The organism is Micromonospora sp. NPDC005163, assembly GCF_053599835.1.
Genome location: NZ_JBSFYP010000005.1, coordinates 68,409 through 89,345, shown reverse-complemented (window position 1 = coordinate 89,345; position 20,937 = coordinate 68,409). Strand labels below are relative to the sequence as shown.

Below are 20,937 nucleotides of genomic sequence, written 5' to 3'. Positions count from 1 at the left end.
CCGCCGGTCACCCTACGGCGACATCCGCCGACCTGTCCCCCGGGTTTCGGCCCGATGATCGACACGGCTTTCAGGATGTCGGGGCGTCAAAGCCGCCGCGACACCCCGACTTCCCGGAAGCCGAGTGGATCTAGGAGCGGATCGGAACGGCGTGGCCGCTATCTACCGGCGAACGACGTCGGACCCGACGAACGCGCGCCAGGCATCGGGCGTGAAGGCCAGCACCGGGCCGGTCGGATCCTTGGAGTCGCGCACGGCCACCAGCGCGGGAAGGTTGTCGGCGCCGCGTGGCCCTGCTTCCCAGCCCGTCTGTCGCTGCTCGGCGAATACCGCGAGGATCGGATCGGCCTGCTCATCTACCTCGCCACGCTGCTTTACGAGGCGGCCGGGGACCTCGCCGGCCAGGCCGGTCACGACCGACTCAGCGACCGATTCCTCACCTGGGCCAGAGCCCGTTGAGCCGTGATCGTTGGCGGCTCAACAGCTCGACACGCGGGAAAGGCTGCTGCTGAACCGTCAACGATCGGACCGTGTCGACCTCGGCGGCGAAGCGCGGGCCGGTCACACCGGGCGGTACGCGCGGGTCAGCGCCTGGACGGCGTAGCCGAGCAGCAGCAGCCCCGCGCCGGTGCCGACCACCAGACCGGCGGACACCGCCGAGGCGAGCGCGGTGACGAGGCCCGCCACCGCCACCACGCACAGCGCGACACCGAGCGGCCGGAGCAGCGGGTCCCGCAGCAGCGGGGCGAGCGGGAAGAAGTGCAGCCCGACCACGGCGCAGACCAGCACCGGGATGTACTCGGACCAGCCGGCGGCGGCGAGCACGGCGGCGCCCAGCCCGGCGGCGGCGAACTCCGCGACCACGATCAGCAGGTACCGACGGTCGGTCGCCCGGTCCCGAGGGCCGCCCGCGCCCCGGGTGCGGGCCGACAGCACGACGCCCACCACGGCGGTGAGCAGTGCCGCGATGCTGCCCACCACCAGCAGGGCACGCAACGGCTGCTCCGCGGCGGGCACGCTGAACCAGACCATCGCGAAGATGCCCAGGTAGAGGGCGGTCAGCCCGGCCTGATGCCGGCTGTTGGTCTGTACGTCGGACATGAAACCCCCGTGGTCAACTCCGGGTCGGGCGGACATGCCGACCCGGGCGCCGATGCTACGCAAGATCACTCCGGCAGCGCACCTCCGGTCATCCGCCATCTGACCCGTTCGTCGGGCGCCCAATCGGGTCAGTCGACCAGGGTGCGGCCGGTCAGGTGCAGGAAGACGTCCTCCAGGCCACTGCGCCGCACCAGCACATTGGCCGGGCTGAGCCCCAGCGCGGCGACCTCGGCGACCGCCGCGTCGCCGTCGGGCACATACAGCAGGACCCGGTCGGGCAGCACCTCGACCCGCTCCCCCAGCCCGTCGAGCTTGCCGGCGAACGGCTCCTGCGACTCGGCGGCGAAGCGAAGCTCCACCACCTCGCGGGTGGAGTGCTGCTCGATCAGCGCCCGGGGTGAGCCCTCGGCGACGATCCGCCCGCCGTCCATCACCACCAGCCGGTCGCAGAGCTGCTCGGCCTCGTCCATGTAGTGCGTGGTGAGCACTAGCGTGACGCCCTGCTGCTTGAGCCGGAACAACCGCTCCCAGACCAGGTGCCGGGCCTGCGGGTCGAGCCCCGTGGTCGGCTCGTCGAGCAGCACGATCTCCGGGTCGTTGACCAGCGCGCGGGCGATGGTCAGCCGGCGTTTCATCCCGCCGGACAGCGGCTCGACCTTGCTGTCGGCCCGCTCGCTGAGCTGGACGAAGTCCAGCAGCTCGGCGGCCCGCTCCCGGGCCACCCGCCGCGAGATGCCGAAGTAGCGCGCGTAGACGGTGAGGTTCTCCCGGACGGTCAGCTCGGGGTCGAGGTTGTCCAGTTGCGGGCAGACGCCGAGCCGGGCCCGGATCGCCGGCCCGTCGCGGACCGGGTCCATGTCGAGGATGCGCAGCTCGCCACCGCTCGGTGGGGAGATGCAGCCGACCATCCGCATGGTGGAGGACTTGCCGGCGCCGTTGGGCCTGAGGAAGCCGAACGCCTCGCCCGAGCGCACCTCGACGTCGATGCCGGCCACTGCGGTGAAGTCGCCGAACCGCTTCACCAGCCCGCGAGCCTGAATCAGTGGTCGCCCCGAAGTCACCGCCCGACCCTAGCCGCCGGGTCCGACAGCCCTCCAGGCAAATTCCGGCAGGGACGACAGGACGCTGCCACAACCCTCGACCGCACCCGGCGAAACGGATGTCGATGCCCCACCTGTCGCTTGATCGACGTGTATCGTCCCCTCGTGTCGCCCACCCGTTCGCCCGACGGTTCGCCGCCACCCGCACAGCCGGCCAACTCCTCCGCCGATGAGCCCACACCGGGCGACGGCGGCGCACCGCCCCGACCACGAGCGGCCGAGACCGACGCGCCCGCTGCGACCGACGGCGGCGACCAGGCCGGGCGGGTCGACGACGACGCCCGCGCCGACGCCGAACGGGCGACGCGGGACCTGGCCGCCCAGTTCGAGGACGAGAAGCCGGGGCGGGTGTTGTCCGGGCCGGCCGGTCTGCTCCTCACCGCGGCGGCGCTGGCGGTCGGCGCGCTCGCCCTCTGGCAGGTGTTCCGCCCCCTCGCGCAGGGCAGCAAATACTATTTGATCTTCTTTCTGGCGGGCGTACTGCCGCTGGTCTTTCTGGTCTACCCGGCCGACCTGCGGCTCGCGGCCCGGCTCCGGGCCCGGCTGCGCCGCACCGGCGGCGACGGACCGGTCGGGCCGGGCCTGCCACATTCGGCGCCGGCGCGACCCACCGCGGTGGACTGGGCCCTGGTCGCTCTGGCGGTGGCCGGCTGCCTCTACCCCGTGCTGCCCATCAGCATCGGTACGGGCGGCGGCGGCTACAACGCCTTCCTCGACCGGCAGGGCCTGCTCGTGCCGATGGACCTGGTGATGGGCACCGTCCTGCTGCTCCTGCTGCTGGAGGCGTGCCGGCGGGCCACCGGGTGGATCCTGCCCGCCGTCTGCCTGCTGTTCCTCGGCTACGGCTACTACGGCGGGCTGCTGCCGCAGGCCTGGCCGGTCGCGCACTCGGGGCTCGACTTCAGCCAGTTGATCGACGCGTTCTACAACTCGGACAGCGGCTTCTACGGCACACCACTGGACGTGGCCGCCTCGTACATCGTGCTGTTCACCATCTACGGCGCGGTGCTGGAGCTCTCCGGAGCGGGGCGGTTCTTCGTCGATCTGTCGGCGGCGGCGTTCCGCCGCTCACGCACCGCCGCCGGACGGACGGCGGTGGCCTCCGGCTTCCTGCTCGGCACCGTCTCCGGGTCCGGCGCCGCGACGACGGTGAGCATCGGCGCGGTCACCTGGCCGCTGCTGCGCCGCGCCGGCTACCCCCCGGAGCGGGCCGGCGGCATGCTCGCCGCCGCCGGGGTGGGCGCGATCCTCTCCCCGCCCACCCTGGGGGCGGCGGCGTTCATCATCGCCGAGTACCTCGGCGTCTCGTACCTCCAGGTGCTGGGCTGGGCCACCGTGCCGACGGTGCTGTACTACCTCGGCATCCTGCTCGCCGTGGAGATCGACGCCCGGCGCTCCGGCGTACGCCCGGTGGTGATCGACGTCAGCTCGCCGCGGCGCCTGCTGGCCCGGTTCGGCTACCACTTCGCCTCGCTGATCGCCATCGTCGTGCTTCTCGCCGTCGGCTTCTCCGCGACGAGGGCGGTCGTCCTCGCCACCCTCCTGGCGGTGGCGCTCTCCTTCCTGGACCGGGCGCACCAGCTCACCCCGGCCCGGCTGGTGACCGCCTTCGTCACCGGCGTACGCGGGGTGCTGGCGGTGACCGCCGTCTGCGCCGCCGCCGGCATCATCACCGCCACCACCACGAAGACCGGCCTCGGGCCGCAGGCGGCGGCGCTGCTGATCGGCGGGGCCAAGGCGGTCACCTCGGACCCGACCCTCGTGCTGGTGCTCACCGCGCTGCTCGCGGCCGTCGCACTGAGCCTGCTGGGCCTGGCCGTGCCGGTCACCGCCTCGTTCGTGATCGGTTGGGTGATCGTCGGCCCGGCGCTGCTCGACCTGGGCGTGACGGCGCCGGCCGCGGCGATGTTCGTCTTCTACTTCGCGGTCCTGTCCGAGGTGTCCCCGCCGACCGCGCTCGCCGCGGTGGCCGCCGCGGCGGTCACCGGCGGCCGGCTGGTGCCGACCATGTGGCAGACCCTGCGGTACGCGCTGCCGGCCTACCTGACCCCGATCGCCTTCGTGATCACGCCGGCCGGGCTGGGGCTGCTCGGCATCGGCGGCGCGGGGCGGATCGCCTTCGCCGGTGTGGTCGTCGCGCTCAGCGTGGCCGTGCTCGCCGTCGCCGCCGGCGGTTGGCTGCCCGGCGTCGGCCCCGCCGGCGCCCCGGAGCGCGTGCTCGGCGCACTCGCAGGGGTCACCCTGCTCTGGCTCGAACCCGTGCCGGTCACGGTCGGCGCCGCACTGGCCGCCGTCGCGGTGGCGGGGGTGCTCGTACGACGCGGAGCCGCCGGCCGGACCGGCGGGCCGCGAGCCGGATCACCAGCCAACCTCCGGGAGGAGAAACTGTGAGACGAATCGACGTACGGCTCGTGGCGGGCCTGAGTGTGGTGGCCCTCGTGGCGGTCGGCGCGGCGGGGTGCGGAGGCCAGCAGGGCGGCGCGGCCAAGGACGACGCGGCCAGCGAGGTCACCTGTGAGGTGGACCGGGAGACCCGGGTGGGCATCGCCACCGGAAACGCGACCGGCGTCTACTACGTGGTCGGCAACGCCCTGGCCGGGCAGCTGTCCGGGGCGACCGGCGGCAAGCTCACCGGCACCGCCGCGGAGACCGGCGCCTCGGTGCAGAACGTCGAGCAGTTGGTCGGCGGCCAGTACGACGTGGCGTTCTCCCTCTTCGACACGGCGGTCAACGCGGTTCAGGGCAAGGGGAGCTTCACCGCGCCGCAGCCGGTCGAGGCGCTCGCGCGCATCTACGACAACTACACCCAGGTCGTGGTCCGCAACGGCGCCCAGATCGGCTCCGTGGCCGACATGCGGGGCAAGAGGATCTCCACCGGGTCCCCGAAGTCTGGCACGGAGGTGATCGCCAACCGGCTGCTGGAGGCCGCGGGCCTCGATCCGGCCAAGGACATCCGTGCGCAGCGCCTGGACCTGGCCAAGACGGTCGAGGGCATGAAGGACGGCAGCGTCGACGGCTTCTTCTGGTCCGGTGGCCTGCCCACCGGCGGCCTGACCGACCTGTTCACCACCGCCGGCGACACGGTGAAGTTCATCGACATCGCGCCCCTGCTGCCGAAGATGAACGAGTTGAGCCCCGCCTACCAGGCCGGAACGATCGGCCGGGACGCGTACAAGACGGCGGCGGACACCCCGACGATCGTCGTGCCGAACGTGCTGCTGGTCCGCAAGGACCTGGACGCCAACGTCGCCTGCGCGATCACCCGGACGGTGTTCGACAAGCGGGACGCCCTCGCCCAGGCCAACCCGGCGGCCAAGGGCATCTCCCTGGAGAACGCCCGCAAGACCGAGCCGGTTCCGCTGCACCGCGGTGCCGCCAAGGCGCTGGAGGGTCTCGGCGCCAACTGACCGGGGGGCGGGGTCGGGCGGTCAGTGGCCGCCCGACCGCTAGCCGTCGACAGGTGCGGTGGCGGCGCGGGCGACGGTGATCAGGCGGTCGGTCGCGGCGAGCAGGTCGTCGTCGTCCGGCGCGGTGCCGGGGTCGACGCGGACGGTCCAGGTCAGACCGTCCACCCCGGCCACGCGCCGGGCCGCGACCCGGGCCGCGCCGCCGGGCACCGGGTGGTGTTCGGTGTACGCGACCGAGCGGGTCACCCGGGCCCGCACCTGGTGCGGCAGCTCGCCCGGGTCGAGCAGCAGGTAGGTCTCGGCCGGCCCGTCGGTGACCACCGTGTAGCCGTCGCGTTCGACGAGGGTCTCGGCGGGCGTGACGGTCAGCTCCCGGCCGGACCAGACCGCCTTGAGAATGGTGTGCCAGCCGAGCCGGTGCCCGCGGCCGGGCAGCCACAACCCGAGGTTGCTGGCCACCACCACCCCGTCGCCCTCGCCGTTGCCCGCCGCCGCCCAGGCCAGCACCCGCTCGTCGGCGGTCAGCGGCGGCCGGTCGGCCGGGGGAAGCTTCGGCTTGCGGCTGAACAGTCCCATCAGAGCCCTCCTGCGGCCTGCTCGCGCAGCGCCCGCGCGTGCTGCTCCAGAGACAGCAGTTCGCCGAAGGCGGCGAAGTACTCGTCCTTGTTGTTGACCGGGTTGATGCGCTGGATCCGGGACTTGAGCTCCCGGATCCGGGCCGTCACCGACCCGAACTGCACCCGGGCCATCGTGATCGACACGTAGCGCGGGTCCGGTTCACCGTCGATCCGCAGCGGCTCCACGGCCAGTTCGCCGACGAGCGCCGCGGACGCCAGGTCGTCGCAGGCGTCGCGGACCGACTCGATCCAGACCGCGCCGCCGGTCGCCGACGCGGCCCCGCCGGCCGCCGCGATGGCCGCGCGCACCGAGACGTGCACCGGGTGGCGGTATTCGGTGGCCTCGACCGCGTCGAACATGGGCCCGGCCAGCACCGGCTGCTGGAGAGCGAGCTTCAACGCCTCCCGCTCGACCATCGACTGCGGGCTGTCCAGCGCCGGCTCGGGGCGGGCCGGGGCGGGCCGGGCCGCGGGTGCGGCGTCCCGGGCGTTGGGCGGCGGGGTGTTGGCGGCGGCGAGCACCGCCCGCTGCACCGGCTCGATCTCCATGCCGAGGTCCATGGCGAGCTTGCGGACGTACTCCGGGCGCTTCTCCCGGTCCTTCAGTCGCGCGACCAGCGGCGCGGCGTGGCGCATCGCCTCGACCCGGCCGTCGACGGTGTCCAGGTCGAAGCGGCTGATCACGTGTCGCAGCGCGAAGTCGACCAGCGGCTCGCGGCGGGCGACCAGGTCACGCACCGCCAGGTCACCCTTGGCCAGCCGCAGATCGCACGGGTCCATGTTGTCCGGGCTGACCGCGATGAAGGTGCGCCCGACGAAGCGCTGATCGTCTTCGAAGGCGCGCAGTGCGGCCTTCTGGCCGGCAGCATCGCCGTCGAAGGTAAAGATAATCTCGCCGGCCACCTCGTCGCTGTCGAACAGGAGCCGACGCAGGACAGATATGTGGTCCGCTGCGAAAGCGGTGCCGCAGGTCGCCACTGCTGTGGTCACCCCGGCCAGGTGGCACGCCATCACGTCGGTGTAACCCTCGACGATCACCGCACGGCCCTGCTTGGCGATCTCCCGCTTGGCCTGGTCGATGCCGTAGAGCACGTGCGACTTCTTGTAGATCGGCGTCTCGGGGGTGTTCAGGTACTTCGGCCCGTCGTCGTCGTCGAAGAGCTTGCGGGCACCGAAGCCGATCACGTCACCGGCGAGGTCGCGGATCGGCCAGAGCAGCCGCCGGCGGAACCGGTCGATCAGCGTGCCGGAGCGGGACTCTCGGGACAGCCCGGCGGTGACCAGCTCCTGGTGGGTGAAGCCCTGCTGGCGAAGGTGCTTGGTGAGCAGGTCCCAACCTTCCGGCGCGAAGCCGCAGCCGTAGCGCTCGGCGGCGGCCCGGTCGAAGCCGCGCTGGGCCAGGAACTCCCGCGCCGGCCGGGCGCCGGCGGTGCTGAGTTGCGCCCGGTAGAACTCGACCGCGGCGGCGTGCGCGGCCACCAGGCGCTGGCGCTGGCCCTGCTGGGGACGGGGGCGCGGGGTGCCCTTGTCGTCCTCCACGTAGCGCAGTTGGATGCCGGCGCGGCCGGCCAACCGCTCGACGGACTCGACGAAGCTGAGGTGCTCGGCGTCCATCAGGAACTTGATCGCGTCGCCGCCGGCTCCGCAGCCGAAGCAGTACCAGACGTTGCGGGCCGGGGAGACGTTGAACGACGGGCTCTTCTCGTCGTGGAACGGGCACAGGCCCTTGAGGTTGCCGCCCCCAGCGGACTTCAGCGTGACGGTCTCGGAGATCACATCCCCGATCGAGGAGCGTTCCCGGACCAGTGCGATGTCCTCGTCCCGGATCCGCCCAGCCATGCGCCACCCCCTCGGCGTACATCCTGCCCTGCCGGACCGACGACGCGCCGGCCGGGGGACGCCGGTGTGGCGGCGGCCGCCACCGGCTCTTCGGTTCCGGCCCGGGAGCCGGGTCCGCGCGGGGACCATGACCAGATGCGCAGGGTACGGACCGTCAGCGCGCACCTGCCCGGATGGTTGACCGGTTGGCTGGGCGTACGCGGGCCTGAGCCGCTGACGGACGAGGCCGGGCACCGGCACGCCACCTGGCTGGAACTCTTCCTGGACGTCATCTTCGTGTACGCGCTGGCGGCGGTGGTGGCCCGGCTGGGCACCGACCCGACCCCGACGCCGAACGCCATGCTGGCCGTGATCGGGCTCTTCGTGGTGGTCTAGTGGGCCTGGATGGGGCAGGTCTACTACGACACCCGATTCGACCCGGACGACCTGCCGCACCGGATGTTGGTGCTGGTGGCCCTGGTTGGCGCCGGCGCGATGACGCTCGGCGTGGACGAGGTGCCGGAGAGCCCGCTGCTGCCGATCGGCTACCTGATCGTCCGGGGCGTACTGCTCCTGCTGTATCTGCGGGCCCGGCCGACCAACCCGGAGGCCCGCACGGTGACCACGGTCTACCTGTTCGGCTTCGGGCTGGGCTGGCTGATCTGGCTGGTCTCGCTGGTCGTGCCGATCGCGTCGCGCCCGGTGCTGTGGATCGTCGCGATGGCCATCGAGCTGGCCACGCCCTGGGTCGGCCGACGCCGGCTCGAGCAATGGCCGGTGGACAACCGGCACCTGCCGGAACGGATCGGGCAATTCACCATCATCGTGCTGGGCAGCGCGCTGGCCAACCTGCTCTTCGCGGTGCCGGACCACCCCCGGCCGCAGATGATCCTCACCGCCGGGTTGGCCTTCGTCGTGCCGGCCGCCGTCTGGTGGGTCTACACCACCTTCGTCACCACCCGCCAGGCGGCGACCCGCCTGCGTGGCGGGCAGGCGTACACCTATCTGCACATCCCGCTCAGCGGTGCGCTGCTGCTGCTCGGCTGGTCGCTCGGGCAGGCGGTCCGGCTGGTCGACCGTGGCGCGAGCCGATTGCCGCTGGAGCTGCGGCTGTTGCTGGCTGCCTCGGTGGTGGTCTGGGTGGTGTGTGGGCTGTGCCTGTACGCGCTCTCGGCCCGACCGAGCAGGGCCCGGGTGGCGATCGCCGGCTACGGGGTGGTCTCGGTCAGCCTGATCGGCGCGACGGTACGCGAGCCGCGGCTGCTGCTGTTCCTGATCGCCGCGGCGATCGTCGGGTACGCCGTGCTGCTCAACCGGCGACTCACCGCGGTCCGCGAGGAGTGGGATCGCCGGTCCGGCGGCTGACCGTGCTCAGGCGGCCGTGGTCTCCTCGGCAGCCACCTGCCGGTTCCAGTCGGCCTTGGTCGAGCGCCAGCCCTCGTCGTCCATGCCGCGCCGCCAGTAGCCGGAGATGGAGAGCTGATCGGCGGGCAGGCCGCGCTCGGTGCGCAGCAACCGGCGCAGCTCCCGGACGAAGGTCGCCTCGCCGTGCACGAAGGCGTGCACCTGACCGGGCGGAAACTCCAGCTCTCGGACCGCCGCCACCAGCGCGGCACCCACCGGGCGCTCACCGCGGTGCAGCCAGGTGAGCTGGACCGCACCCGGGCTGAGTAGTTTCTGCTCCTCCGCCGGGTCGGCGATCTCCACGAAGACATGGGCCGGGGCGCCCAGCGGCAGCCGTTCCAGGGCGGCGCCGATCGCCGGCAGCGCGCTCTCGTCGCCGACCAGCAGGTGCCAGTCCGCGTCCGGGCTCGGGGCGTACGCCCCGCCGGGGCCGACGAAGTGCACCGGATCGCCCGGGCGCAGCGCGGCCGCCCACGGCCCGGCCAGCCCCTCGTCGCCGTGGTGCACCACGTCGACGGTCAGCTCCTCGGCGAGCGGGTCCCAGCGCCGCACGGTGTACGCCCGCAGCCGGGGCCACTGCTCCCGGGGCAGGGTCCGGCGGATCGCGGCGAGGTCCAGCGGCTGCGGGTACGCGACGCCCGGCTGCGGGAAGACCACCTTGATGTAGTGGTCGGTGCACTCGCCCACCGGCAGGTCGGCCAGCTCGTCCCCGCCGAGGACGAGCCGGATGAGGTGCGGGGTGGGCCGCTCGGTGCGCAGCACCCGGACCGAGGTGACGTTCCTGGGGCGTTCCGTCATGTCACTTAGGCTAGCCTAATCTTCGCCGTCGCCCGCCGGCGGTGCGCCGCCGCCGACCAGACGGGTGTGCCAGGTCACGGCCGCCGGGTCGGTGAGCGAGGCGACCTGGTCGATCACCACCCGCAGCCGGGCGGCGTCGTCCGGCGCGGCCCGCCACAGCGGGGCGAAGACCGGATCGAGCCCGTCCGGCGCCCGCCGCACCAGCGCGGCCACCAGCTCGGCCAGCATCGTCCGCTGCCGTTCGTAGCGGCCCCGGAAGCCGGCGCGACGCATCACGTAGCGCAGCGCGATGCCCTTGAGCAGGGCGCAGTGGGCCCGGACCAGCCGCGGCACCACCAGATCGGCGGCGTAGCGGCGGTGCGGGCCGGGTCCGGACCGCTCCTCGGTGGCGGCCACCGCCGCGGAGACGAACCGACCGGTCAGTCCACTGGTGGTGGCCTTCAGCGCGGCCTGCGCGCGGTGGCTGCCGTCGTACCCCGCGAGCGGGGCGAGCAGCGGGTCGGCCAGCAGCTCGACCAGCACCTCACCCAGGTCCGCCGGGGACTCCCCCGAGTAGGTGGCGGCCACATCGGCGCAGAGAGCTGCCCGCTCGTCGGCGTCGGCGAGCAGCGGGCGCAGCGAGACGTACCCGCCGTGGATCCCGTCCTCCACGTCGTGCACCGAGTACGCGACGTCGTCGGCCCAGTCCATCACCTGCGCCTCCAGGCAGCGCCGGTCGCCGGGCGCGCCAACCCGGAGCCAGTCGAAGACCGGAACGTCGTCGGCGTACACCCCGAACTTCCGCTGGCCCGGCCGCCGCGCCCAGGGGTACTTGCCGATGGCGTCGAGCGAGGCTCGGGTCAGGTTCAGCCCGGCGGACGAGCCGTCCGGGGCGAGCACCTTCGCCTCCAGCCGGGTCAGCACCCGCAGCGTCTGCGCGTTGCCCTCGAAGCCGCCGCAGGGCGTGGCGAGCAGGTCCAGCGCCGCCTCGCCGTTGTGCCCGAACGGCGGGTGCCCGAGATCGTGGGCGAGCCCGGCGACGTCCACCACGTCAGGGTCGCAGCCCAGCCGGGCGCCCATCTCCCGGGCGATCTGGGCGACCTCCAACGAGTGGGTCAGCCGGGTACGCAGGAAGTCGTCCGTGCCGGCGGTGTGCACCTGCGTCTTCGTGGCCAGTCGACGGAACGCCGCGGAGTGCAGCACCCGGGCGCGGTCACGCTCGTACGGTGACCGACGGTGGCCGGTGTCCTTGGGGGCCTCCTCGACCAGCCGGGCGTCCGCCGCGCCGGACGGCGGTGCGGTCAACCGCGACTGCGGGGCTCGCAAACCCGGCTCACTCCTCGCGCTCACGAAGAACGCAGAACTCGTTGCCCTCCGGGTCGGCCAGCACCGTCCAGTCCACGTCGCCCTGGCCGATGTCGACGTGCCGGGCGCCCATGTCGACCAACCGCTCGACCTCGGCCTCCTGGTCAGCGGGGCGCAGGTCGAGGTGCAGCCGGTTCTTCCGCTCCTTGCCGTCGGCCACCCGCGCGAAGAACAGGGCGGGACGCCGGTCCGCGGACTGGCGGATCTCCACGCCGTCCGGCTCCTCGGCGACGACCTGGTAGCCGAGCGCCTCGGCCCACCAGCGGGCCAGTCGGGCCGGATCGCGGGCGTCGACGGTCAGGCTCTCCCAGACGCTGCTCATGCAGTCCCCTTCCCCCCTCGACGGCGTGCGCAATCGGCGGTGTACGAGCGAGCCAAGATTACGCCCGCCAGGGCCGACCGACCTGCCCGCGACGCCTCGCCGAAAGGTCCACAACCGCCGATTGGCCGGGAGTTGTCAGCCGATCGCCGACCGTTACGGGCTCGCGGACGGAAGTGGCCGCCGGTAGCGTTCCCGGCGCGGAACGTGACCAACTGATCGCACGCAGGGGCCCGACCGGTAGGGAGAAGACGCTCGTGGACGCAGACATGGTGGTCGGCACGGAGCTACGCGGGCTGCGTCGGCGCCGCCCCGAGGTCGCGGGGACCGTGCTGGCCGGCACCGACGGGCTGCTCATCTCCAGTGACCTGCCCAGCACCGACGCCACCCACCTCGCCGCGCTCGCCGCCGCGAGCTTCGGTCTGGGTCACCGGGTGGCCGACACGGTGCGGCGGGGCGACTTCCGGGAGTCGGTGGTGCGCACCACCGCCGGCTGCGTGGTCACCTACCCGGCTGGGCGCACCGCCCTGCTGACCCTGGTCACCGTCACGGCGGCGGACGACCTGGAGGGGCTGCACGAGGAAGCCCGGGCGGTGGCGCGCCGGGCCGGCTCGGTGCTGGACAACCGGGACGCGAGACCCCCCGTCTCGGCCGTACCGGACGCGCACGCGCCGCTGGTCATGCGTACCCCGATGGCCACCCTGCCGGCGCAGTTGCGCCGCTCGGCGCGGCCCACCTGGCGTCGCCCGCCGATCTGATGATCGGTGCCGGCGGCGGTCCGGAGGCCCGGGCCGCCGCCGGCACCGCGTCAGCGGCTGTCCGAGCCGTCGGTCTCCACCACCGCGCGGCCGGCCTCCAGCCGGGCCACCGGCACCCGGAACGGCGAGCAGGAGACGTAGTCCAGGCCGACCTCGTGGAAGAAGTGCACCGAGTCCGGGTCGCCGCCGTGCTCACCGCAGACGCCGAGCTTCAGTCCGGGCCGCGCGGCCCGACCCTCCTCGGCGGCGATCCGCACCAGCCGGCCGACGCCGTCGCGGTCGATCGACTCGAACGGCGAGATACCGAAGATGCCCAGCTCCAGGTAGCGCCAGAAGAACGCGCCCTCGACGTCGTCCCGGGAGAAGCCCCAGGCCATCTGGGTGAGGTCGTTGGTGCCGAAGGAGAAGAACTCGGCCGCCTCGGCGATCTGCCCGGCGGTCAGCGCCGCCCGCGGCACCTCGATCATGGTGCCGATCAGCACCTCGACGCCGCTGTCCCCGACCACCTCGGCGATGATCTTCTCGGCTTCGGCGCGCACCGTCTCCAGCTCCTGCACGGCGCCGACCAGCGGCACCATGATCTCCGGCTTGGCCACCCCGCCGCCGCGGGCGCAGGCGACGGCCGCCTCGGCGATGGCCCGGACCTGCATCGCGAACAATCCGGGGATGACCAGGCCGAGGCGGACGCCCCGGAGCCCGAGCATCGGGTTCTCCTCGTGCATCCGCCGGACGGCGGCGAGCAGCGCCTCCTCCTTGGCCACGTCCTCGCCGCGCTCCTGGGCGACCGCGACGTTGACCGCGAGCTGCTCCAGCGGCGGCAGGAACTCGTGCAGCGGCGGGTCGATCAGCCGGACGGTGACCGGCAGGCCGTCCATCTCGCGGAAGATCTCCTCGAAGTCGGCCCGCTGCAACGGCAGCAGCGCGGTCAGCGCCGCCTCCCGCTCATCGTCCGCGCGGGCCAGGATCAGCCGCTCGACCAGCTCGCGCCGGTCGCCGAGGAACATGTGCTCGGTGCGGCACAGGCCGATGCCCTCGGCGCCGAAGCGCCGGGCCCGGGCGGCGTCCGCGCCGGTGTCGGCGTTCGTGCGGACCGCGAGCCGCCGCCTGTCGTCGGCGTGCGTCATGATCCGGTGTACGGCACGGACCAGCGCGTTGTCGATGTGCTCCGGGTCGAGACTGCCCTCGAAGTACTGCACCACCTCCGACGGCATGACTGGCACCTCGCCCAGGTAGACCTTGCCGGTGGTGCCGTCGACGGAGACGACGTCGCCCTCGCTCACGGTCTGGCCGGCCACGGTGAACCGCTTCGCCGGCACGTTCACGTCGATCTCGTCGGCGCCGGAGACGCAGGTCTTGCCCATCCCCCGGGCCACCACGGCGGCGTGGCTGGTCTTGCCACCGCGCGAGGTGAGGATGCCCTTGGCGGCGATCATGCCGTTCAGGTCGTCCGGGTTGGTCTCCCGGCGGACCAGGATCACCGACTCGCCCTCGGCGGCCAGCTCGACGGCCCGGGCGGAGGTGAAGACCACCTTGCCGGACGCCGCGCCGGGCGAGGCGCCGATGCCCTTCGCGACCGGCTGGAACTCGTGGTCGAGCTGGAAGCGGGGAAACATCAGCTGGGCCAACTGCGCGCCGTTGACCCGGTGCAGCGCCTCGTCCAGGTCGATCAGGCCCTCGTCGACGAGCTGGCCGGCGATGACGAACGCGGCGGCGGCGGTGCGCTTGCCCACGCGGGTCTGCAACATCCACAGCTTGCCGCGCTCGATGGTGAACTCGATGTCGCAGAGGTCCCGGTAGTGCTCCTCCAGCCGGGCCATGAAGGAGAGCAGCTGGTCGTAGGACGTCTTGTCCAGCTGCTCCAGCTCCTGCAACGGCACCGTGTTGCGGATGCCGGCGACCACGTCCTCGCCCTGGGCGTTGGCCAGGTAGTCGCCGTAGATGCCCTGGGCGCCGCTGGCCGGATCGCGGGTGAACGCGACGCCGGTGCCGGAATCCGGGCCGAGGTTGCCGAAGACCATGGTCACCACGTTGACCGCGGTGCCGAGGTCGGCCGGGATCCGCTCCTGGCGGCGGTAGAGCACCGCGCGCTCGGCGTTCCACGACTCGAAGACCGCCCGGATGGCCAGGTCGAGCTGCTCGCGCGGCTGCTGCGGGAACTCCCGACCCGTGTGCTTCAGGAAGATCTTCTTGTACGCGTCGACCAGCCCGCGAAGGTCGTCCGCGTCCAGGTCCAGGTCGTTGTGGGTGTTCTTGGCGCGCTTGATGTCGTCGAGGGCGTGCTCGAACTCCTCGCCCGGCACCTCGCAGACGGTCTTGCCGAACATCTGAATGAGTCGCCGGTACGAGTCCCAGGCGAACCGGTCGTTCCTCCCGGCCTGCGCGGAGAGCCCGACCACGCTCTGGTCGTTGAGGCCGACGTTGAGGACGGTCTCCATCATGCCGGGCATGGAGAACTTGGCGCCCGAGCGGACGGAGACCAGCAACGGGTCCTGCGGGTCACCGAGGCGCTTGCCCATCGCGCGCTCCAGCGATTCCAGGTGCGCCTCGATCTGGTCGGCGAGCCCGTCCGGCTCCTGGCCGGTCGTGAGGTACGCCTGGCAGGCCTCGGTGGTGATGGTGAAGCCAGGCGGAACGGGCAGACCGAGGTTGGTCATCTCGGCGAGGTTGGCGCCCTTGCCGCCGAGCAGGTCCTTGAGGTCCTTGTTGCCCTCGGTGAAGTCGTAGACGTACTTGTGATCGACGGTCTCTTGCGCTGCCACCAGAGCCTCCCACGCGCGCCGGATTGACACTTAACGAAGGTTCAGTTTCCTCATACCCCGGGACGGACCACCGGTAATCCCGGGGTCGACGCCGATCGGTGGGCGAAGGTTAAGCGAACATCGAGTGGCCCGGGACCGTTCGGTGACAATCGGCACAGCTATCACGACTATCCGCGTTCGTACCGGTTTTTGGGAACGCTTCCATGCGCACGATCACGCATCCCGGCCTGTCGCCGTACCCTTGACGGCAACGCCAGCCGGTGAACCTCACTTTTGCCATAACCGACGCGAATACACCCCCCGGAGCCGCCGCCGTGTCGACCATCCCCTCGCCCGGACCCACCGCCACCCCCGGCGGACCCGGTCCCACCGGCTCCATGCCGCTGTCGGCGCACGAACCGGACGCCGCCACGCTCGCCCGGTCTGCCGAGCAGGCCGCCGGCGAACTGCTCGCCCCGCCGGCCCCGGTCCGGCTGGCCGACGTCGTGCCCGCGCCGCAGCAGGTCGAGCCGGACCCGGCCGGGGACTGGCTGCTACCACCCGACGCCGTCATCGTGGCCAGCGCCGACCCCGCCGCGCTGACGGTCGCCGCGCACCTCGCCGAGCTGCTGCGACCCGCCACCGGTTACCCGCTGCCGGTCACCGACACCACCCGACCGGCGGCGGGCGGCATCGCGCTCGTGCTCAACGACGACGACAGCCTGGGCGCGGAGGGATACCGGCTCGCCGTGACCCGCGCCGGCGTCACCATCACCGCGGCCACCGCCACCGGCCTCTTCCACGGCGTGCAGACCCTGCGCCAGTTGCTGCCACCGGCGATCGAGAGCCCGGCCCCGGTCACCGAACGGTGGATGCTGCCGGGCGGGACCATCACCGACGCACCCCGCTTTTCGTACCGGGGCGCGATGCTCGACGTGGCACGGCACTTCTTCGACGTCGAGGACGTCCTGCGCGTCGTCGACCACCTGGCCCGGTACAAGCTCAACCACCTGCACCTGCACCTCACCGACGACCAGGGCTGGCGGATCGCCGTCGACTCCTGGCCGAGGTTGACCACCGTCGGTGGGGCGACCGAGGTCGGCGGCGGCCCCGGCGGGCACTACACCAAGGCCGACTACCGGCGGATCGTCAGCTACGCCGCCGCCCGCCACGTCACCGTCATCCCGGAGATCGACCTCCCCGGGCACACCAACGCGGCGCTGGTCGCATACCCCGAGCTGGCGCCGGACAAGGTCGCGCCACCGCCGTACACCGGCACCGAGGTCGGCTTCAGCTACGTCGACCCGGCCGACGAACGGACGTACGACTTCATCGCCGACGTACTGGGTGAGATCGCCGCGCTCACCCCCGGACCGTGGCTGCACATCGGCGGTGACGAGGCGTTCAAGGTCAAGGGTGCAGTCTACACCGGTTTCGTCGAGCGGACGCAGCGGATCGTCGCCGACACCGGCAAGACCGTCGTCGGCTGGCACCAGCTCGCGCCGGCCGCGCACGTCGACGGGCGGGTACTCCAGTGGTGGGGCACGAACGGCGAAGACCCGGCCACCCTCGAGGCGGTACGCCGGGGCGCCCGGCTGATCCTCTCCCCCGGCAACCACGCCTACCTGGACATGAAGTACGACCCGGACACCCCGCTCGGGCAGGACTGGGCCGGCCTGATCGACGTGCGCCGGGCGTACGACTGGGATCCCGGGTCACACGTGACGGGAGTGCCTGACGCGGCGGTACTCGGTGTCGAGGCACCGCTCTGGACCGAATCGGTCACCTCGCTGGCCGAGATCGAGTTCATGCTGCTGCCCCGGCTGCCCGCCATCGCCGAGCTGGGCTGGTCGCCCCGGGCGACGCACGACTGGGCCGCGTTCCGCGACCGCCTGGCCGGGCACGGCCCGCGCTGGGCCGCCGCCGGCATCGCCTTCCACCCCGCCCCGGACGTCCCCTGGCCCGCCGCGCCGCCGCTTCCTGCGCCCCGCGCCGCCACCGAGTCGACACCGCGGCGGCGCTAGGCAGACAGCCGGTTCGACAGCTCGCGTCCCAGTCGGGCCGGGTCCACCGCGCCGGCCAGCAGGGCATGAGCGGCGCATCCCGGCTCGGCGAGCATCGCCAGCACCAGATGGCTCGTGCCCAGGTCACGTCGGTCCGGCAGGCCACGAGCGTGCTCCACCACGTCCGCCGCGTCCCGCCCGAACGGTGGGTCTCCGGTCATGTCCCGCCGGTGGTACGTCCGGCCCGGCGCGGTCACCGCTGACGGCAGGGGCACGGCCCGCGACGCCAGCGTGGGCAGATCGAGCCCGTGCCCCACGAGATTCTCCCGGGCGGCATTCAAGGCGGCCCAGGGCACCGCGATGGTGCGACGCGTGAACCGCAACTGCTCGTCGAGGGAGAGGATCGCGGCCAGCAGCGCGACACTGTCGACGTCGGCCCTGCCCAGCCGCACAGTCTGACGAATCGCCTCCTGCTCGAGCCACACGAGGACGACACCGGCGTGCGGTCGCAGCACCAGGCGACTCAGCCGGTGGCGCACTCGCCGGGACAGCGCACCGCCCGACTCCCGTACCAGTCCCGCCGCAGCTAGGAAGCCGGCGGTGAAGGCGATCGGCGAGCCCTCCTCGGCCACTACCTTGCCCACCGGCACGGCCCGCAGGATGTCGTCCTGCGTGAAACCCAGGCGCGTCAACGCGCCGGTGGCACGGCACGCGGGGTCGTCGAGCAGCGCCGAGAGGAATTGCATCCCGTGTGCGTGCTGGACACCCCTGGCTGCGGCGGTGTCGAGGGCCCCGGTGACGGCGGCGCGACTGGCCGCGCTCCAGGCGGGCGCCGCCTCGCCGCGGTCGTGCCGCAGCTCCCGGCGGGCCTCCCAGGTCGCCTCTCGCAGGACAGCCTCGGCCTCCCGGACGGCTGGTGCGCGCGTCGCCGGCGCGTCGGGCGACGCAAGCTCCGCCGGAAGGCCACGAACCGCCTCGGGGAGATCGTGCGCACGCGGGCCGAGCAGACGGTCGAGTGACGCGATCGAGGTCGCCAGTTCGACGAGGATGTCCGTCGTCTCGACGACGTCGCGCCCATGTCGCCAGCAGGCCGCCGCCGCGGCGGCCAGATTCGAGACGACCTCCCGCCCCCCGCGCGGCCCTTCCGTCACCACTTACCGCCCCATCCCCGCCACAGGGGAGCAACCAGCCGAAGATTTGCCCGATCATCTTCCCGATCTGCGCACCAGTTCTGCGGCACACAGTACATAGAGGTACTGACCCGATTACCACGAGGAGATGAGCGAAGATTGCCCTTGTCCGGTTCCGGCGGCATTTGGGGGGGACATGCCAAAGCCCGGTAATATGACAGGAACGACTGATGTCCGGTTTATGGGGCCCGCACTCCCGCATTGTCGATAACCGACGGGACATCCTGTTTCGGGTTGACCGCCGCCTCTGCATCGGCGGAATGGCTCGCCGGCCCAGACGGTTACATCCCCAGGACACCGGAGCAGGCCACACGGCCGCCCGGCAGATCACTCCGGACCTTCCCGATCCCGTGTGACGCAGGACTGTGTCGCGCGTACCCCGAGCAGAGGAGCACGCCATCATGCGTACCGATCTGATTCGTAAGGCCGCTCTGACCGCTGCCGGCCTCGCCTGCACCGGTGGCGCCATCGTCGGACCCGTCACCGCTGCATACGCCGCGTCGGACGCCAAGCCCGCCACCACCCAGACGCAGGGCGACCGCAAGAGCCCCAGCGAACGCGAGCTGAACGTCCGCTACGCGGCGCAGCCCAACTTCTTCGACTGCGGGCCCGCCGCAACCCGTAACGCCCTGTCCGTACTGGGCAAGGAGATCAGCGTCGACGACATGGCCAAGAAGATGGGCACCACCGAGGCCGGCACCGGCTCCATCTTCGACATCACCCCGGTGCTCAACCAGGAGACCGGCAAGAACGCGTACCACAGCGTCGAGATGCGCGACGACCAGGCGAGCGACGCCCAGGTCAAGACGCTGCGCGCCGACGTCGTCCGCACCGTGGACGCGGGCCGGGCCGTGGTCGCCAACATCTACGGCACCACCACGGACACCGACGGCAACACCCATTCGTACGACAACGGCCACTACATCAGCGTCGTGGGCTACCGCGACAACGGCGACACGGCCACCATCGCCGACTCGGCCAACCCCAACGACCCCGCCTACGACGTGAGCATCGCCAACCTGGCGAACTGGATCGCCAGCCGCGGCTACGCCACCTCCTGATCCCCTGCGCGTGAGCGAGAGGCCGGCCCCCATCGGGGGCCGGCCTCTCGTCGTCGTCGGAGGCGGTCAGCCGCCGGAGTCGTCCAGCTCCGCGTCCTCGGGGACGACGTCGTCGTCCCGGCTCGCGAGCCAACCGTCGGGCAGGAAGACCTTGCCCGGGGAGTTCGTCCGGCCGCGCGGCTGGCCGAGGGCGGCCACCGGGAACGGCTCCGCCGGGTCGAGCTTGCCGAGCAGGTCGTCGAGCTGGGCCAGGCTCTCGATCATCGCCAGCGAGCGGCGCAGCTCGCCGCCGACCGGAAAGCCCTTGAGGTACCAGGCGACGTGCTTGCGGAAGTCGGTGCACCCGTCCCGCTCACCGCGGGCCGGGTTGCGCGCCCCCGCGACGAACTGGTCGACCAGCAGCTCGGCGTGCCGGCGCATGGTCACCGCCACCTCGCCGAGGGTGGGCAGCCGCCGCTCCGGCCGACCGTGGAAGGCGGCCTCCAGGTCGGCGAAGAGCCACGGTCGGCCCAGGCAGCCGCGCCCGATCACCACGCCGTCGACGCCGGTGTGCGCGACCATCCGCAGCGCGTCGTCGGCCTCCCAGATGTCGCCGTTGCCGAGCACCGGCACGTCCAGGGCCTGCTTGAGCGTGGCGATCGCGTCCCAGTCGGCCGTGCCCGAGTAACGCTGCCCGGCCGTGCGTCCGTGCAGGGCCACCGCGGCGACACCGGCCTCCTGGGCCGCGAGCCCGGCTTCGACGTACGTCAGATGGTCGTCGTCGATGCCCTTGCGCATCTTGACCGTGACCGGCACCCCGGCCGGCGACGCGGCGTCCACCGCGGCCTTCACCAGCCGGGCGAAGAGCCGGCGTCGCCACGGCAACGCCGCGCCGCCACCCCGGCGGGTCACCTTGGGCACCGGGCAGCCGAAGTTCAGGTCGATGTGATCGGCCAGGTTGCGCTCCACGACGATCCGCACCGCGGCGGCGGTGATCTCCGGATCGGTGCCGTAGAGCTGGAGGCTGCGCGGCTGCTCGTCGTCACCGAACGCGATCATGCGCAGCGTCTTCGGATTCCGCTCGACCAGTGCCCGCGTGGTGATCATCTCGCAGACGTAGATGCCGCCGCCCTGCTCCCGGCACAGCCGCCGGAACCCGACGTTGGTGATCCCGGCCATCGGCGCGAGCACAACCGGCGGCCACACCTGATACCGCCCGAGCGTCAACGGGCGCAGCACAGGCACGGTCGAAACATTCACCGGACAAGTGTAAGGAAGGGCCCCTGCTTAACGCCTGGTG

General features: G+C 72.4%; 17 protein-coding genes and 1 pseudogene. 7 read left to right on the top strand and 11 right to left on the bottom strand.

The window, feature by feature from the left end; genetic code table 11:
* Positions 1-162: 162 nt before the first annotated feature.
* From ACWD6N_RS06405 to ACWD6N_RS06395, 3 genes are all read right to left on the bottom strand, one after another.
* Entirely contained in the window at positions 163-339 is a 177-nt protein-coding gene (locus tag ACWD6N_RS06405) for a DUF397 domain-containing protein (RefSeq protein ID WP_354965652.1), read from the bottom strand.
* Positions 340-561: 222 nt separating this feature from the next.
* Positions 562-1,101, bottom strand: coding sequence for a hypothetical protein (locus ACWD6N_RS06400; protein WP_354965545.1), 540 nt, complete (start codon positions 1,099-1,101; stop codon positions 562-564).
* 128 nt (positions 1,102-1,229) lie between these two features.
* Positions 1,230-2,162: an ABC transporter ATP-binding protein gene (locus tag ACWD6N_RS06395; protein WP_450004529.1), complete on the bottom strand. Its 933-nt coding sequence runs from the start codon at positions 2,160-2,162 to the stop codon at positions 1,230-1,232.
* Positions 2,163-2,306: 144 nt separating this feature from the next.
* Here ACWD6N_RS06395 and ACWD6N_RS06390 point away from each other — a divergent pair, with 144 nt between their 5' ends.
* Both ACWD6N_RS06390 and ACWD6N_RS06385 read left to right on the top strand, forming a co-directional pair.
* Complete coding sequence (locus ACWD6N_RS06390; RefSeq protein WP_450004528.1) at positions 2,307-4,592, top strand: TRAP transporter permease; 2,286 nt, start codon at positions 2,307-2,309, stop codon at positions 4,590-4,592.
* Positions 4,589-5,608, top strand: coding sequence for a TAXI family TRAP transporter solute-binding subunit (locus tag ACWD6N_RS06385; protein WP_354965548.1), 1,020 nt, complete (start codon positions 4,589-4,591; stop codon positions 5,606-5,608). Before ACWD6N_RS06390 ends, ACWD6N_RS06385 begins: the two co-directional genes overlap by 4 nt.
* Positions 5,609-5,647: 39 nt before the next feature.
* Here ACWD6N_RS06385 and ACWD6N_RS06380 read toward each other — a convergent pair whose 3' ends face one another.
* Complete coding sequence (locus ACWD6N_RS06380; protein ID WP_354965549.1) at positions 5,648-6,184, bottom strand: hypothetical protein; 537 nt, start codon at positions 6,182-6,184, stop codon at positions 5,648-5,650.
* Positions 6,184-8,086, bottom strand: a pseudogene (dnaG, locus tag ACWD6N_RS06375) (DNA primase). Before dnaG ends, ACWD6N_RS06380 begins: the two are co-directional and overlap by 1 nt.
* A gap of 113 nt (positions 8,087-8,199) precedes the next feature.
* Between dnaG and ACWD6N_RS06370 the strand changes: the two are divergent.
* Together ACWD6N_RS06370 and ACWD6N_RS06365 are read left to right on the top strand one after the other, a co-directional pair.
* Complete coding sequence (locus ACWD6N_RS06370; RefSeq protein ID WP_354965550.1) at positions 8,200-8,439, top strand: hypothetical protein; 240 nt, start codon at positions 8,200-8,202, stop codon at positions 8,437-8,439.
* Between the two features lie 9 nt (positions 8,440-8,448).
* A complete protein-coding gene (locus ACWD6N_RS06365) occupies positions 8,449-9,408 on the top strand; it encodes a low temperature requirement protein A (protein ID WP_354965551.1) in 960 nt (319 codons plus the stop codon).
* 6 nt (positions 9,409-9,414) lie between these two features.
* Here ACWD6N_RS06365 and ACWD6N_RS06360 read toward each other — a convergent pair whose 3' ends face one another.
* From ACWD6N_RS06360 to ACWD6N_RS06350, 3 genes are read right to left on the bottom strand one after another with little or no spacing between them, the layout of a single operon-like run.
* On the bottom strand, positions 9,415-10,245 hold the full coding sequence (locus ACWD6N_RS06360) for a siderophore-interacting protein (RefSeq protein WP_354965552.1): 831 nt from the start codon (positions 10,243-10,245) through the stop codon (positions 9,415-9,417).
* Positions 10,246-10,260: 15 nt separating this feature from the next.
* Positions 10,261-11,550 (bottom strand): deoxyguanosinetriphosphate triphosphohydrolase, encoded by a 1,290-nt coding sequence (locus tag ACWD6N_RS06355; protein WP_387323695.1) that lies wholly within the window; start codon positions 11,548-11,550, stop codon positions 10,261-10,263.
* A gap of 7 nt (positions 11,551-11,557) precedes the next feature.
* Positions 11,558-11,911: a VOC family protein gene (locus ACWD6N_RS06350; RefSeq protein ID WP_354965553.1), complete on the bottom strand. Its 354-nt coding sequence runs from the start codon at positions 11,909-11,911 to the stop codon at positions 11,558-11,560.
* 254 nt (positions 11,912-12,165) lie between these two features.
* Here ACWD6N_RS06350 and ACWD6N_RS06345 point away from each other — a divergent pair, with 254 nt between their 5' ends.
* Positions 12,166-12,666, top strand: coding sequence for a roadblock/LC7 domain-containing protein (locus ACWD6N_RS06345; protein ID WP_354965554.1), 501 nt, complete (start codon positions 12,166-12,168; stop codon positions 12,664-12,666).
* A 50-nt stretch (positions 12,667-12,716) separates the two neighbouring features.
* Here the strand turns inward: ACWD6N_RS06345 and ppdK are convergent, their stop codons facing one another.
* Entirely contained in the window at positions 12,717-15,425 is a 2,709-nt protein-coding gene (gene ppdK, locus ACWD6N_RS06340; protein WP_354965555.1) for a pyruvate, phosphate dikinase, read from the bottom strand.
* 260 nt (positions 15,426-15,685) lie between these two features.
* Between ppdK and ACWD6N_RS06335 the strand changes: the two genes are divergently transcribed.
* Positions 15,686-17,428 (top strand): beta-N-acetylhexosaminidase, encoded by a 1,743-nt coding sequence (locus ACWD6N_RS06335; protein WP_387323691.1) that lies wholly within the window; start codon positions 15,686-15,688, stop codon positions 17,426-17,428.
* Here the strand turns inward: ACWD6N_RS06335 and ACWD6N_RS06330 are convergent.
* Positions 17,425-18,558, bottom strand: a complete 1,134-nt coding sequence (locus ACWD6N_RS06330) for a hypothetical protein (protein WP_450004527.1) — start codon at positions 18,556-18,558, stop codon at positions 17,425-17,427. The genes ACWD6N_RS06335 and ACWD6N_RS06330 overlap by 4 nt on opposite strands.
* A 440-nt stretch (positions 18,559-18,998) precedes the next feature.
* Here ACWD6N_RS06330 and ACWD6N_RS06325 point away from each other — a divergent pair, with 440 nt between their 5' ends.
* Positions 18,999-19,658 (top strand): C39 family peptidase, encoded by a 660-nt coding sequence (locus ACWD6N_RS06325; RefSeq protein WP_354965557.1) that lies wholly within the window; start codon positions 18,999-19,001, stop codon positions 19,656-19,658.
* Between the two features lie 66 nt (positions 19,659-19,724).
* Here ACWD6N_RS06325 and dusB read toward each other — a convergent pair whose 3' ends face one another.
* Positions 19,725-20,897 (bottom strand): tRNA dihydrouridine synthase DusB, encoded by a 1,173-nt coding sequence (gene dusB / locus ACWD6N_RS06320; RefSeq protein WP_354965558.1) that lies wholly within the window; start codon positions 20,895-20,897, stop codon positions 19,725-19,727.
* Between the last annotated feature and the right edge of the window lie 40 nt (positions 20,898-20,937).

Excerpts from the sequence above, each read along its gene's own strand:
- ACWD6N_RS06400 (WP_354965545.1), bottom strand. The coding sequence starts at position 1,101 with ATGTCCGACGTACAGACCAACAGCCGGCATCAGGCCGGGCTGACCGCC.
- ACWD6N_RS06380 (WP_354965549.1), bottom strand. The coding sequence starts at position 6,184 with ATGGGACTGTTCAGCCGCAAGCCGAAGCTTCCCCCGGCCGACCGGCCG.
- ACWD6N_RS06325 (WP_354965557.1), top strand. The coding sequence starts at position 18,999 with ATGCGTACCGATCTGATTCGTAAGGCCGCTCTGACCGCTGCCGGCCTC.
- ACWD6N_RS06365 (WP_354965551.1), top strand. The coding sequence starts at position 8,449 with ATGGGGCAGGTCTACTACGACACCCGATTCGACCCGGACGACCTGCCG.
- ACWD6N_RS06350 (WP_354965553.1), bottom strand. The coding sequence starts at position 11,911 with ATGAGCAGCGTCTGGGAGAGCCTGACCGTCGACGCCCGCGATCCGGCC.
- ACWD6N_RS06370 (WP_354965550.1), top strand. The coding sequence starts at position 8,200 with ATGCGCAGGGTACGGACCGTCAGCGCGCACCTGCCCGGATGGTTGACC.
- ACWD6N_RS06360 (WP_354965552.1), bottom strand. The coding sequence starts at position 10,245 with ATGACGGAACGCCCCAGGAACGTCACCTCGGTCCGGGTGCTGCGCACC.